The sequence below is a fragment of the Escherichia sp. WS568 genome (assembly GCF_046486085.1).
GTDB lineage: Bacteria > Pseudomonadota > Gammaproteobacteria > Enterobacterales > Enterobacteriaceae > Escherichia > Escherichia coli.
Genome location: NZ_JBJQMC010000004.1, coordinates 162597 through 177239 on the forward strand (window position 1 = coordinate 162597; position 14643 = coordinate 177239).

The window sequence follows — 14643 nt, forward strand, 5'->3', positions numbered from 1 at the left end:
ATGGCTGATTACCAGGGTAAAAATGTCGTCATTATCGGCCTGGGCCTCACCGGGCTTTCTTGCGTGGACTTTTTCCTCGCTCGCGGTGTGACGCCGCGCGTTATGGATACGCGTATGACACCGCCTGGCCTGGATAAATTACCCGAAGCTGTAGAACGCCACACGGGCGGTCTGAATGATGAATGGCTGATGGCGGCCGATCTGATTGTCGCCAGTCCCGGTATTGCACTGGCGCATCCATCCTTAAGCGCTGCCGCTGATGCCGGAATCGAAATCGTTGGCGATATCGAGCTGTTCTGTCGTGAAGCACAAGCACCGATTGTGGCGATCACCGGTTCTAACGGCAAAAGCACGGTCACCACGCTAGTGGGTGAAATGGCGAAAGCGGCGGGGGTTAACGTTGGTGTGGGTGGCAATATTGGCCTGCCTGCGTTGATGCTGCTGGATGATGAGTGCGAACTGTACGTGCTGGAGCTGTCGAGCTTCCAGCTTGAAACCACCTCCAGTTTACAGGCGGTAGCAGCGACCATTCTGAACGTAACTGAAGATCATATGGATCGCTATCCGTTTGGTTTACAACAGTATCGTGCAGCAAAACTGCGCATTTACGAAAACGCAAAAATTTGCGTGGTTAATGCTGATGATGCCTTAACAATGCCGATTCGCGGTGCGGATGAACGCTGCGTCAGCTTTGGCGTCAACATGGGTGACTATCACCTGAATCATCAGCAGGGTGAAACCTGGCTGCGGGTGAAGGGCGAGAAAGTGCTGAACGTGAAAGAAATGAAACTTTCCGGGCAGCATAACTACACCAATGCACTGGCAGCTCTGGCACTGGCAGATGCCGCTGGTTTGCCGCGCGCCAGCAGCCTGAAAGCGTTAACCACATTCACTGGTCTGCCGCATCGCTTTGAAGTTGTGCTGGAGCATAACGGTGTGCGCTGGATTAACGATTCAAAAGCGACCAACGTCGGCAGTACGGAAGCGGCACTGAATGGCCTGCACGTAGACGGCACGCTGCATTTGTTGCTGGGCGGCGATGGTAAATCGGCAGATTTTAGCCCACTGGCGCGTTACCTGAATGGCGATAACGTACGTCTGTATTGTTTCGGTCGGGACGGCGCGCAGCTGGCGGCGCTACGCCCGGAAGTGGCAGAACAAACCGAAACCATGGAACAGGCGATGCGCTTGCTGGCTCCGCGTGTTCAGCCGGGCGATATGGTTCTGCTCTCCCCGGCCTGTGCCAGCCTTGATCAGTTCAAGAACTTTGAACAACGAGGCAATGAGTTTGCCCGTCTGGCGAAGGAGTTAGGTTGATGCGTTTATCTCTCCCTCGCCTGAAAATGCCGCGCCTGCCAGGATTCAGTATTCTGGTCTGGATCTCCACGGCGCTAAAGGGCTGGGTGATGGGCTCGCGGGAAAAAGATACCGACAGCCTGATCATGTACGATCGCACCTTACTGTGGCTGACCTTCGGCCTCGCGGCGATTGGCTTTATCATGGTGACCTCGGCGTCAATGCCCATAGGGCAACGCTTAACCAACGATCCGTTCTTCTTCGCGAAGCGTGATGGCGTCTATCTGATCCTGGCATTCATTCTGGCGATCATTACGCTGCGTCTGCCGATGGAGTTCTGGCAACGCTACAGTGCCACGATGCTGCTCGGATCTATCATCCTGCTGATGATCGTTCTGGTAGTGGGTAGCTCGGTTAAAGGGGCATCGCGTTGGATCGATCTCGGCTTGCTGCGTATCCAGCCTGCGGAGCTGACAAAACTGTCGTTGTTTTGCTATATCGCCAACTATCTGGTGCGTAAAGGCGACGAAGTACGTAATAACCTGCGCGGCTTTCTGAAACCGATGGGCGTAATTCTGGTGTTGGCAGTGCTACTGCTGGCACAGCCAGACCTTGGTACGGTGGTGGTGTTGTTTGTGACTACGCTGGCGATGTTGTTCCTGGCGGGAGCGAAATTGTGGCAGTTCATTGCCATTATCGGTATGGGCATTTCAGCTGTTGTGTTGCTGATCCTCGCCGAACCGTACCGTATCCGCCGTGTTACCGCATTCTGGAATCCGTGGGAAGATCCCTTTGGCAGCGGCTATCAGTTAACGCAATCGTTGATGGCGTTTGGTCGCGGTGAACTGTGGGGACAAGGTTTAGGTAACTCGGTACAAAAACTGGAGTATCTGCCGGAAGCGCACACTGACTTTATTTTCGCCATTATCGGCGAAGAACTGGGGTATGTCGGTGTGGTGCTGGCACTTTTAATGGTATTCTTCGTCGCTTTTCGCGCGATGTCGATTGGCCGCAAAGCATTAGAAATTGACCACCGTTTTTCCGGTTTTCTCGCCTGTTCTATTGGTATCTGGTTTAGTTTCCAGGCGCTGGTTAACGTAGGCGCGGCGGCGGGGATGTTACCGACCAAAGGTCTGACATTGCCGCTGATCAGTTACGGTGGTTCGAGCTTACTGATTATGTCGACAGCCATCATGATGCTGTTGCGTATTGATTATGAAACGCGTCTGGAGAAAGCGCAGGCGTTTGTACGAGGTTCACGATGAGTGGTCAAGGAAAGCGATTAATGGTGATGGCAGGCGGAACCGGTGGACATGTATTCCCGGGACTGGCGGTTGCGCACCATCTAATGGCTCAGGGTTGGCAAGTTCGCTGGCTGGGGACTGCCGACCGTATGGAAGCGGACTTAGTGCCAAAACATGGCATCGAAATTGATTTCATTCGTATCTCTGGTCTGCGTGGAAAAGGTATAAAAGCACTGATAGCTGCGCCGCTGCGTATCTTCAACGCCTGGCGTCAGGCGCGGGCGATTATGAAAGCGTACAAACCTGACGTGGTGCTCGGTATGGGCGGCTATGTATCAGGTCCAGGTGGTCTGGCTGCGTGGTCGTTAGGCATTCCGGTTGTACTTCATGAACAAAACGGTATTGCGGGCTTAACCAATAAATGGCTGGCGAAGATTGCTACCAAAGTGATGCAGGCGTTTCCAGGCGCTTTCCCTAATGCGGAAGTGGTGGGTAACCCGGTGCGTACCGATGTGCTGGCGCTGCCGTTGCCGCAGCAACGTTTGGCTGGACGTGAAGGTCCGGTTCGTGTGTTGGTAGTGGGTGGTTCCCAGGGCGCACGCATTCTTAATCAGACAATGCCGCAGGTTGCTGCAAAACTGGGTGATTCAGTCACTATCTGGCATCAGAGCGGCAAAGGTTCGCAACAATCCGTTGAACAGGCGTATGCCGAAGCGGGACAACCGCAGCATAAAGTGACGGAATTTATTGATGATATGGCGGCGGCGTATGCGTGGGCGGATGTCGTTGTTTGCCGCTCCGGTGCGTTAACGGTGAGTGAAATCGCCGCGGCAGGACTTCCGGCGTTGTTTGTGCCGTTTCAACATAAAGACCGTCAGCAATACTGGAATGCGCTACCGCTGGAAAAAGCGGGCGCAGCCAAAATTATCGAGCAGCCACAGCTTAGCGTGGATGCTGTCGCCAACACCCTGGCCGGGTGGTCGCGAGAAACCTTATTAACCATGGCAGAACGCGCCCGGGCTGCATCCATTCCGGATGCCACCGAGCGAGTGGCAAATGAAGTGAGCCGGGCTGCCCGGGCGTAATTGTAGCGATGCCTTTTGCATCGTATGAATTTAAGAAGTTAATGGCGTAAAGAATGAATACACAACAATTGGCAAAACTGCGTTCCATCGTGCCCGAAATGCGTCGCGTTCGGCACATACATTTTGTCGGCATCGGTGGTGCCGGTATGGGCGGTATTGCCGAAGTTCTGGCCAATGAAGGTTATCAGATCAGTGGTTCCGATTTAGCGCCAAATCCGGTCACGCAGCAGTTAATGAATCTGGGAGCGACGATTTATTTCAACCATCGCCCGGAAAACGTACGTGATGCCAGCGTGGTCGTTGTTTCCAGCGCGATTTCTGCCGATAACCCGGAAATTGTTGCAGCTCATGAAGCGCGTATTCCGGTGATCCGTCGTGCTGAAATGCTGGCTGAGTTAATGCGTTTTCGTCATGGCATCGCCATTGCCGGAACACACGGCAAAACGACAACCACCGCGATGGTTTCCAGCATCTACGCAGAAGCGGGGCTCGACCCAACCTTCGTTAACGGCGGGCTGGTAAAAGCGGCGGGGGTTCATGCGCGTTTGGGGCATGGTCGGTACCTGATTGCCGAAGCAGATGAGAGTGATGCATCGTTCCTGCATCTGCAACCGATGGTGGCGATTGTCACCAATATCGAAGCCGACCACATGGATACCTACCAGGGCGACTTTGAGAATTTAAAACAGACTTTTATTAATTTTCTGCACAACCTGCCGTTTTACGGTCGTGCGGTGATGTGTGTTGATGATCCGGTGATCCGCGAATTGTTACCGCGTGTGGGACGTCAGACCACGACTTACGGCTTCAGCGAAGATGCCGACGTGCGTGTAGAAGATTATCAGCAGATTGGCCCGCAGGGGCACTTTACGCTGCTGCGCCAGGACAAAGAGCCGATGCGCGTCACCCTGAATGCGCCAGGTCGTCATAACGCGCTGAACGCCGCAGCTGCGGTTGCGGTTGCTACGGAAGAGGGAATTGACGACGAGGCTATTTTGCGTGCGCTGGAGAGCTTCCAGGGGACGGGGCGCCGTTTCGATTTCCTCGGTGAATTCCCGCTGGAGCCAGTGAATGGAAAAAGCGGTACGGCAATGCTGGTCGATGACTACGGCCACCACCCGACGGAAGTGGACGCCACTATTAAAGCGGCGCGCGCAGGCTGGCCGGATAAAAACCTGGTAATGCTGTTTCAGCCGCACCGTTTTACCCGTACGCGCGACCTGTATGATGATTTCGCCAATGTGCTGACGCAGGTTGATACCCTGTTGATGCTGGAAGTGTATCCGGCTGGTGAAGCGCCAATTCCGGGAGCGGACAGCCGTTCGCTGTGTCGCACAATTCGTGGACGTGGGAAAATTGATCCCATTCTGGTGCCGGACCCGGCGCAGGTAGCCGAGATGCTGGCACCGGTATTAACCGGTAACGACCTGATTCTCGTTCAGGGGGCTGGTAATATCGGAAAAATTGCTCGTTCTTTAGCTGAAATCAAACTGAAGCCGCAAACTCCGGAGGAAGAACAACATGACTGATAAAATCGCGGTCCTGTTGGGCGGGACCTCCGCTGAGCGGGAAGTTTCTCTGAATTCTGGCGCAGCGGTGTTAGCCGGGCTGCGTGAAGGCGGTATTGACGCGTATCCTGTCGACCCGAAAGAAGTCGACGTGACGCAACTGAAGTCGATGGGTTTTCAGAAAGTGTTTATCGCGCTACACGGTCGCGGCGGTGAAGATGGTACGCTGCAGGGAATGCTCGAGCTGATGGGCTTGCCTTATACCGGCAGCGGAGTGATGGCATCTGCGCTTTCAATGGATAAACTACGCAGCAAACTTCTGTGGCAGGGTGCCGGTTTACCGGTCGCGCCGTGGGTAGCGTTAACCCGCGCAGAGTTTGAAAAAGGCCTTAACGATCAGCAGTTAGCAGAAATTTCTTCTCTGGGTTTGCCGGTTATCGTTAAGCCGAGCCGCGAAGGTTCCAGTGTGGGAATGTCAAAAGTAGTAGCAGAAAATGCTCTACAAGATGCATTAAGATTGGCATTTCAGCACGATGAAGAAGTATTGATTGAAAAATGGCTAAGTGGGCCGGAGTTCACGGTTGCGATACTCGGTGAAGAAATTTTACCGTCAATACGTATTCAACCGGCCGGAACCTTCTATGATTATGAGGCGAAGTATCTCTCTGATGAGACACAGTATTTCTGCCCCGCAGGTCTGGAAGCGTTACAAGAGGCCAATTTGCAGGCATTAGTGCTAAAAGCATGGACGACGTTAGGTTGCAAAGGATGGGGACGTATTGACGTTATGCTGGACAGTGATGGACAGTTTTATCTGCTGGAAGCCAATACCTCACCGGGTATGACCAGCCACAGTCTGGTGCCGATGGCGGCACGTCAGGCAGGTATGAGCTTCTCGCAGTTGGTAGTACGAATTCTGGAACTGGCGGACTAATATGTCGCAGGCTGCTCTGAACACGCGAAATAGCGAAGAAGAGGTTTCTTCTCGCCGCAATAATGGAACGCGTCTGGCGGGGATCCTTTTCCTGCTGACCGTTTTAACGACAGTGTTGGTGAGCGGCTGGGTCGTGTTGGGCTGGATGGAAGATGCGCAACGCCTGCCGCTCTCAAAGCTGGTGTTGACCGGTGAACGCCATTACACGCGTAATGACGATATCCGGCAGTCGATCCTGGCATTGGGTGAGCCAGGTACCTTTATGACCCAGGATGTCAACATCATCCAGACGCAAATAGAACAACGCCTGCCGTGGATTAAGCAGGTGAGCGTCAGAAAGCAGTGGCCTGATGAATTGAAGATTCATCTGGTTGAATATGTGCCGATTGCGCGGTGGAATGATCAATATATGGTAGACGCGGAAGGAAACACTTTCAGCGTGCCGCCAGATCGCACCAGCAAGCAGGTGCTTCCAATGCTGTATGGCCCGGAAGGCAGCGCCAATGAAGTGTTGCAGGGCTATCGCGAAATGGGGCAGATGCTGGCAAAGGACAGATTTACTCTGAAGGAAGCGGCGATGACCGCGCGGCGTTCCTGGCAGTTGACGCTGAATAACGATATTAAGCTCAATCTTGGCCGGGGCGATACGATGAAACGTTTGGCTCGCTTTGTAGAACTTTATCCGGTTTTACAGCAGCAGGCGCAAACCGATGGCAAACGGATTAGCTACGTTGATTTGCGTTATGACTCTGGAGCGGCAGTAGGCTGGGCGCCCTTGCCGCCAGAGGAATCTACTCAGCAACAAAATCAGGCACAGGCAGAACAACAATGATCAAGGCGACGGACAGAAAACTGGTAGTAGGACTGGAGATTGGTACCGCGAAGGTTGCCGCTTTAGTAGGGGAAGTTCTGCCCGACGGTATGGTCAATATCATTGGCGTGGGCAGCTGCCCGTCGCGTGGTATGGATAAAGGCGGGGTGAACGACCTCGAATCCGTGGTCAAGTGCGTACAACGCGCCATTGACCAGGCAGAATTGATGGCAGATTGTCAGATCTCTTCGGTATATCTGGCGCTTTCTGGTAAGCACATCAGCTGCCAGAATGAAATTGGTATGGTGCCTATTTCTGAAGAAGAAGTGACGCAAGAAGATGTGGAAAACGTCGTCCATACCGCGAAATCGGTGCGTGTGCGCGATGAGCATCGTGTGCTGCATGTGATCCCGCAAGAGTATGCGATTGACTATCAGGAAGGGATCAAGAATCCGGTAGGACTTTCGGGCGTGCGGATGCAGGCAAAAGTGCACCTGATCACATGTCACAACGATATGGCGAAAAACATCGTCAAAGCGGTTGAACGTTGTGGGCTGAAAGTTGACCAACTGATATTTGCCGGACTGGCATCAAGTTATTCGGTATTGACGGAAGATGAACGTGAACTGGGTGTCTGCGTTGTCGATATCGGTGGTGGTACAATGGATATCGCCGTTTATACCGGTGGGGCATTGCGCCACACGAAGGTAATTCCTTATGCTGGCAATGTCGTGACCAGTGATATCGCTTACGCCTTTGGCACACCGCCAAGTGACGCCGAAGCGATTAAAGTTCGCCACGGTTGTGCGCTGGGCTCCATCGTTGGAAAAGATGAGAGCGTGGAAGTGCCGAGCGTAGGCGGCCGTCCGCCGCGGAGTCTGCAACGTCAGACCCTGGCAGAGGTGATCGAGCCGCGCTATACCGAGCTGCTCAATCTGGTCAACGAAGAGATATTGCAGTTGCAGGAAAAGCTTCGCCAACAAGGGGTTAAACATCACCTGGCGGCAGGCATTGTATTAACCGGTGGCGCAGCGCAGATCGAAGGTCTTGCAGCCTGTGCTCAGCGCGTGTTTCATACGCAAGTGCGTATCGGCGCGCCGCTGAACATTACCGGTTTAACGGATTATGCTCAGGAGCCGTATTATTCGACGGCGGTGGGATTGCTTCACTATGGGAAAGAGTCACATCTTAACGGTGAAGCTGAAGTAGAAAAACGTGTTACAGCATCAGTTGGCTCGTGGATCAAGCGACTCAATAGTTGGCTGCGAAAAGAGTTTTAATTTTTTATGAGGCCGACGATGATTACGGCCTCAGGCGACAGGCACAAATCGGAGAGAAACTATGTTTGAACCAATGGAACTTACCAATGACGCGGTGATTAAAGTCATCGGCGTCGGCGGCGGCGGCGGTAATGCTGTTGAACACATGGTGCGCGAGCGCATTGAAGGTGTTGAATTCTTCGCGGTAAATACCGATGCACAAGCGCTGCGTAAAACAGCGGTTGGACAGACGATTCAAATCGGTAGCGGTATCACCAAAGGACTGGGAGCTGGCGCTAATCCAGAAGTTGGCCGCAATGCGGCTGATGAGGATCGCGATGCACTGCGTGCGGCGCTGGAAGGTGCAGACATGGTCTTTATTGCTGCGGGTATGGGTGGTGGTACCGGTACAGGTGCAGCACCAGTCGTCGCTGAAGTGGCAAAAGATTTGGGTATCCTGACCGTTGCTGTCGTCACTAAGCCCTTCAACTTTGAAGGCAAGAAGCGTATGGCATTCGCGGAGCAGGGGATCACTGAACTGTCCAAGCATGTGGACTCTTTGATCACTATCCCGAACGACAAACTGCTGAAAGTTCTGGGCCGCGGTATCTCCCTGCTGGATGCGTTTGGCGCAGCGAACGATGTACTGAAAGGTGCTGTACAAGGTATCGCCGAACTGATTACGCGTCCGGGTTTGATGAACGTGGACTTTGCAGACGTTCGCACCGTAATGTCTGAAATGGGCTACGCAATGATGGGTTCTGGCGTGGCGAGCGGTGAAGACCGTGCGGAAGAAGCTGCTGAAATGGCTATCTCTTCTCCGCTGCTGGAAGATATCGACCTGTCTGGCGCGCGCGGCGTGCTGGTTAACATCACAGCGGGCTTCGACCTGCGTCTGGATGAGTTCGAAACGGTAGGTAACACCATCCGTGCATTTGCTTCCGACAACGCGACTGTGGTTATCGGTACTTCTCTTGACCCGGATATGAATGACGAGCTGCGCGTAACTGTTGTTGCGACAGGTATCGGCATGGACAAACGTCCTGAAATCACTCTGGTGACCAATAAGCAGGTTCAGCAGCCAGTGATGGATCGCTACCAGCAGCACGGGATGGCTCCGCTGACCCAGGAGCAGAAGCCGGTTGCTAAAGTCGTGAATGACAATGCGCCGCAAACTGCGAAAGAGCCAGATTATCTGGATATCCCAGCATTCCTGCGTAAGCAAGCTGATTAAGAATTGACTGGAATTTGGGTTTCGAGGCTCTTTGTGCTAAACTGGCCCGCCGAATGTATAGTACACTTCGGTTGGATAGGTAATTTGGCGAGATAATACGATGATCAAACAAAGGACACTTAAACGTATCGTTCAGGCGACGGGTGTCGGTTTACATACCGGCAAGAAAGTCACCCTGACGTTACGCCCTGCGCCGGCCAACACCGGGGTCATCTATCGTCGCACCGACTTGAATCCACCGGTAGATTTCCCGGCCGATGCCAAATCTGTGCGTGATACCATGCTCTGTACGTGTCTGGTCAACGAGCATGATGTACGGATTTCAACCGTAGAGCACCTCAATGCTGCTCTCGCGGGCTTGGGCATCGATAACATTGTTATCGAAGTTAACGCGCCGGAAATCCCGATCATGGACGGCAGCGCCGCTCCGTTTGTATACCTGCTGCTTGACGCCGGTATCGACGAGCTGAACTGCGCCAAGAAATTTGTTCGCATCAAAGAGACTGTTCGTGTCGAAGATGGCGATAAGTGGGCTGAATTTAAGCCGTACAATGGTTTTTCGCTGGATTTCACCATCGATTTTAACCATCCGGCTATTGATTCCAGCAACCAGCGCTATGCGATGAACTTCTCCGCTGATGCGTTTATGCGCCAGATCAGCCGTGCGCGTACGTTCGGTTTCATGCGTGATATCGAATATCTGCAGTCCCGTGGTTTGTGCCTGGGCGGCAGCTTCGATTGTGCCATCGTTGTTGACGATTATCGCGTACTGAACGAAGACGGCCTGCGTTTTGAAGACGAATTTGTGCGTCACAAAATGCTCGATGCGATCGGTGACTTGTTCATGTGTGGTCACAATATTATTGGTGCATTTACCGCTTATAAATCTGGTCATGCACTGAATAACAAACTGCTGCAGGCTGTCCTTGCAAAACAGGAAGCCTGGGAATATGTGACCTTCCAGGACGACGCAGAACTGCCGTTGGCCTTCAAAGCGCCTTCAGCCGTACTGGCATAACGACATTTATACTGTCGTATAAAATTCGACTGGCAAATCTGGCACTCTCTCCGGCCAGGTGAACCAGTCGTTTTTTTTTGAATTTTATAAGAGCTATAAAAAACGGTGCGAACGCTGTTTTATTAAGCACTTTTACGCACAACTTATCTTCATTCGTGCTGTGGACTTCAGGCTTTAATGATAAGATTTGTGCGCTAAATACGTTTGAATACGATCGGGATGGCAATAACGTGAGTGGAATACTGACGCGCTGGCGACAGTTTGGTAAACGCTACTTCTGGCCGCATCTCTTATTAGGGATGGTCGCGGCGAGTTTAGGTTTGCCTGCACTCAGCAATGCCGCCGAACCAAACGCGCCCGCAAAAGCGACAACCCGCAACCACGAGCCTTCAGCCAAAGTTAACTTTGGTCAATTGGCCTTGCTGGAAGCGAACACGCGCCGCCCGAATTCGAACTATTCCGTTGATTACTGGCATCAACATGCCATTCGCACGGTAATCCGCCATCTTTCCTTCGCAATGGCACCGCAAACGCTGCCCGTTGCTGAAGAATCTTTGCCTCTTCAGGCGCAACATCTTGCATTACTGGATACGCTCAGCGCGCTGTTGACCCAGGAAGGCACGCCGTCTGGAAAGGGTTATCGCATTGATTATGCGCATTTTACCCCGCAAGCAAAATTCAGCACGCCCGTCTGGATAAACCAGGCGCAAGGCATCCGTGCTGGCCCTCAACGCCTCAGCTAACAACAATAAACCTTTACTTCATTTTATTGACTCCGCAACGCGGGGCGTTTGAGATTTTATTATGCTAATCAAATTATTAACTAAAGTTTTCGGTAGTCGTAACGATCGCACCCTGCGCCGGATGCGCAAAGTGGTCAACATCATCAATGCCATGGAACCGGAGATGGAAAAACTCTCCGATGAAGAACTGAAAGGGAAAACCGCAGAGTTCCGCGCGCGTCTGGAAAAAGGCGAAGTGCTGGAAAACTTGATCCCGGAAGCCTTCGCTGTGGTGCGTGAAGCCAGTAAGCGTGTTTTTGGTATGCGTCACTTCGACGTTCAGTTACTCGGCGGTATGGTTCTTAACGAACGCTGCATCGCCGAAATGCGTACCGGTGAAGGTAAAACCCTGACCGCAACGCTGCCTGCTTACCTGAACGCACTAACCGGTAAAGGCGTGCATGTAGTTACCGTCAACGACTACCTGGCGCAACGTGACGCCGAAAACAACCGTCCGCTGTTTGAATTCCTTGGCCTGACTGTTGGTATCAACCTGCCGGGCATGCCAGCACCGGCAAAGCGTGAAGCTTACGCAGCTGACATCACTTACGGTACGAACAACGAATACGGTTTTGACTACCTGCGCGACAACATGGCGTTCAGTCCTGAAGAACGTGTACAGCGTAAACTGCACTATGCGCTGGTGGACGAAGTGGACTCCATCCTGATCGATGAAGCGCGTACACCGCTGATCATTTCCGGCCCGGCAGAAGACAGCTCGGAAATGTATAAACGCGTGAATAAAATTATTCCACACCTGATCCGTCAGGAAAAAGAAGACTCCGAAACCTTCCAGGGCGAAGGCCACTTCTCGGTGGACGAAAAATCTCGCCAGGTGAACCTGACCGAACGTGGTCTGGTGCTGATTGAAGAACTGCTGGTGAAAGAAGGCATCATGGATGAAGGGGAGTCTCTGTACTCTCCGGCAAACATCATGCTGATGCACCACGTAACGGCGGCGCTGCGCGCTCATGCGCTGTTTACCCGAGACGTCGACTACATCGTTAAAGATGGTGAAGTTATCATCGTTGACGAACACACCGGTCGTACCATGCAGGGACGTCGTTGGTCCGATGGCCTGCATCAGGCAGTGGAAGCGAAAGAAGGTGTACAGATCCAGAACGAAAACCAGACGCTGGCGTCGATCACCTTCCAGAACTACTTCCGTCTGTATGAAAAACTGGCGGGGATGACCGGTACTGCTGATACCGAAGCTTTCGAATTCAGCTCCATCTATAAGCTGGATACCGTCGTTGTTCCGACCAACCGTCCAATGATTCGTAAAGATCTGCCGGACCTGGTCTACATGACTGAAGCGGAAAAAATTCAGGCGATCATTGAAGATATCAAAGAACGTACTGCGAAAGGCCAGCCGGTGCTGGTGGGTACTATCTCCATCGAAAAATCTGAGCTGGTGTCAAACGAACTGACCAAAGCCGGTATTAAGCACAACGTCCTGAACGCCAAATTCCATGCCAACGAAGCGGCGATTGTTGCTCAGGCAGGTTATCCGGCTGCGGTGACTATCGCGACCAACATGGCGGGTCGTGGTACAGATATTGTGCTCGGTGGTAGCTGGCAGGCAGAAGTTGCCGCGCTGGAAAATCCGACCGCAGAGCAAATTGAAAAAATTAAGGCCGACTGGCAGGTTCGTCACGATGCGGTACTGGAAGCAGGTGGCCTGCATATCATCGGTACTGAACGTCACGAATCCCGTCGTATCGATAACCAGTTGCGCGGTCGTTCTGGTCGTCAGGGGGATGCTGGTTCTTCCCGTTTCTACCTGTCGATGGAAGATGCGCTGATGCGTATTTTTGCTTCCGACCGAGTATCCGGCATGATGCGTAAACTGGGTATGAAGCCAGGCGAAGCCATTGAACACCCGTGGGTGACTAAAGCGATTGCCAACGCCCAGCGTAAAGTTGAAAGTCGTAACTTCGACATTCGTAAGCAACTGCTGGAATATGATGACGTGGCTAACGATCAGCGTCGCGCCATTTACTCCCAGCGTAACGAACTGCTGGATGTCAGCGATGTGAGCGAAACCATCAACAGCATTCGTGAAGATGTGTTCAAAGCGACCATTGATGCCTACATTCCGCCACAGTCGCTGGAAGAAATGTGGGATATTCCGGGACTGCAGGAACGTCTGAAGAACGATTTCGACCTCGATTTGCCAATTGCCGAGTGGCTGGATAAAGAACCAGAACTGCATGAAGAGACGCTGCGTGAGCGCATTCTGGCGCAGTCCATCGAAGTGTATCAGCGTAAAGAAGAAGTGGTTGGTGCTGAGATGATGCGTCACTTCGAAAAAGGCGTCATGCTGCAAACTCTCGACTCTCTGTGGAAAGAGCACCTGGCGGCGATGGACTATCTGCGTCAGGGTATCCACCTGCGTGGCTATGCACAGAAAGATCCGAAGCAGGAATACAAACGTGAATCGTTCTCCATGTTTGCAGCGATGCTGGAGTCGTTGAAATATGAAGTTATCAGCACGCTGAGCAAAGTTCAGGTACGTATGCCTGAAGAGGTTGAGGAGCTGGAACAACAGCGTCGTATGGAAGCCGAGCGTTTAGCGCAAATGCAGCAGCTTAGCCATCAGGATGACGACTCTGCAGCTGCAGCTGCACTGGCGGCGCAAACCGGTGAGCGCAAAGTAGGACGTAACGATCCTTGCCCGTGCGGTTCTGGTAAAAAATACAAGCAGTGCCATGGTCGCCTGCAATAAAAGCTAACAGTTGAAGTAAAAGGCGCAGGATTCTGCGCCTTTTTTATAGGTTTAAGACAATGAAAAAGCTGCAAATTGCGGTAGGTATTATTCGCAACGAGAACAATGAAATCTTTATAACCCGTCGCGCAGCAGATGCGCACATGGCGAATAAACTGGAGTTTCCCGGCGGTAAAATTGAAATGAGCGAAACGCCGGAACAGGCGGTGGTGCGTGAACTTCAGGAAGAGGTCGGGATTACCCCACAACATTTTTCGCTATTTGAAAAACTGGAATATGAATTCCCGGACAGGCATATAACTCTGTGGTTCTGGCTGGTCGAAAGCTGGGAAGGGGAGCCGTGGGGTAAAGAAGGGCAACCCGGTAAGTGGATGTCGCTGGTCGGTCTTAATGCCGATGAGTTTCCGCCAGCCAATGAACCGGTAATTGCGAAGCTTAAGCGCGTGTACGTCGGATAGGTGTTTATGCCGCATCCGACATTTGCACACGATGCCTGATGCGACGCTGCCCGCGTCTTATCAGGCCAGCGTCGCATCAGACAAAATGTCACTGCTTTGGCTCTTCGCTCCAGTCATCGCTTTCGGAAAGATCGCCACTGCTGGGGATTCGTTTTTCTTCAGCAGCCCATTCTCCGAGGTCGATCAGCTGGCAACGTTTGGAACAAAATGGCCGAAACGGGCTGATTTCACCCCACACCACCGTTTTCCCGCAGGTTGGGCAATTCACCGTAATAGTTTCTGACAT

The 14643-nt window shown here is 52.6% G+C and carries 13 protein-coding genes; 12 read left to right on the top strand and 1 reads right to left on the bottom strand.

All coding sequences use genetic code 11. The features are described from left to right. From murD to mutT, 12 genes are all read left to right on the top strand, one after another. A complete protein-coding gene (murD, locus tag ACJHWR_RS06415; protein WP_000796455.1) occupies positions 1-1317 on the top strand; it encodes a UDP-N-acetylmuramoyl-L-alanine--D-glutamate ligase in 1317 nt (438 codons plus the stop codon). After that, entirely contained in the window at positions 1317-2561 is a 1245-nt protein-coding gene (ftsW, locus tag ACJHWR_RS06420; protein ID WP_001295532.1) for a cell division protein FtsW, read from the top strand. Before murD ends, ftsW begins: the two co-directional genes overlap by 1 nt. Next, the gene (murG, locus tag ACJHWR_RS06425; protein WP_000016559.1) at positions 2558-3625 is read left to right on the top strand and encodes an undecaprenyldiphospho-muramoylpentapeptide beta-N-acetylglucosaminyltransferase; all 1068 of its coding nucleotides are present in this window, start codon (positions 2558-2560) and stop codon (positions 3623-3625) included. Before ftsW ends, murG begins: the two co-directional genes overlap by 4 nt. Positions 3626-3678: 53 nt before the next feature. Continuing rightward, positions 3679-5154 (top strand): UDP-N-acetylmuramate--L-alanine ligase, encoded by a 1476-nt coding sequence (gene murC / locus ACJHWR_RS06430; protein ID WP_001096048.1) that lies wholly within the window; start codon positions 3679-3681, stop codon positions 5152-5154. After that, entirely contained in the window at positions 5147-6067 is a 921-nt protein-coding gene (gene ddlB, locus ACJHWR_RS06435) for a D-alanine--D-alanine ligase (protein WP_000130047.1), read from the top strand. The genes murC and ddlB overlap by 8 nt, the downstream gene beginning before the upstream one ends. A gap of 1 nt (position 6068) precedes the next feature. Next, on the top strand, positions 6069-6899 hold the full coding sequence (gene ftsQ, locus ACJHWR_RS06440) for a cell division protein FtsQ (protein ID WP_196600619.1): 831 nt from the start codon (positions 6069-6071) through the stop codon (positions 6897-6899). After that, positions 6896-8158 carry a cell division protein FtsA gene (gene ftsA, locus ACJHWR_RS06445; RefSeq protein WP_000588474.1) on the top strand — a complete coding sequence of 421 codons (1263 nt, stop codon included), beginning with the start codon at positions 6896-6898 and terminating at the stop codon, positions 8156-8158. The genes ftsQ and ftsA overlap by 4 nt, the downstream gene beginning before the upstream one ends. Before the next feature lie 61 nt (positions 8159-8219). Further along, on the top strand, positions 8220-9371 hold the full coding sequence (ftsZ, locus tag ACJHWR_RS06450; RefSeq protein ID WP_000462776.1) for a cell division protein FtsZ: 1152 nt from the start codon (positions 8220-8222) through the stop codon (positions 9369-9371). 100 nt (positions 9372-9471) lie between these two features. Then, positions 9472-10389 carry a UDP-3-O-acyl-N-acetylglucosamine deacetylase gene (gene lpxC, locus ACJHWR_RS06455; protein WP_000595482.1) on the top strand — a complete coding sequence of 306 codons (918 nt, stop codon included), beginning with the start codon at positions 9472-9474 and terminating at the stop codon, positions 10387-10389. Between the two features lie 230 nt (positions 10390-10619). Beyond that, complete coding sequence (gene secM, locus ACJHWR_RS06460; protein ID WP_000014324.1) at positions 10620-11132, top strand: secA translation cis-regulator SecM; 513 nt, start codon at positions 10620-10622, stop codon at positions 11130-11132. A 61-nt stretch (positions 11133-11193) separates the two neighbouring features. Next, the gene (gene secA / locus ACJHWR_RS06465; protein ID WP_000905789.1) at positions 11194-13899 is read left to right on the top strand and encodes a preprotein translocase subunit SecA; all 2706 of its coding nucleotides are present in this window, start codon (positions 11194-11196) and stop codon (positions 13897-13899) included. A gap of 59 nt (positions 13900-13958) precedes the next feature. Further along, a complete protein-coding gene (mutT, locus tag ACJHWR_RS06470) occupies positions 13959-14357 on the top strand; it encodes an 8-oxo-dGTP diphosphatase MutT (protein ID WP_000736040.1) in 399 nt (132 codons plus the stop codon). A gap of 88 nt (positions 14358-14445) precedes the next feature. On the opposite strand, the gene yacG is transcribed toward mutT, so the two are convergent. After that, positions 14446-14643 carry a DNA gyrase inhibitor YacG gene (gene yacG / locus ACJHWR_RS06475; protein WP_000005042.1) on the bottom strand — a complete coding sequence of 66 codons (198 nt, stop codon included), beginning with the start codon at positions 14641-14643 and terminating at the stop codon, positions 14446-14448.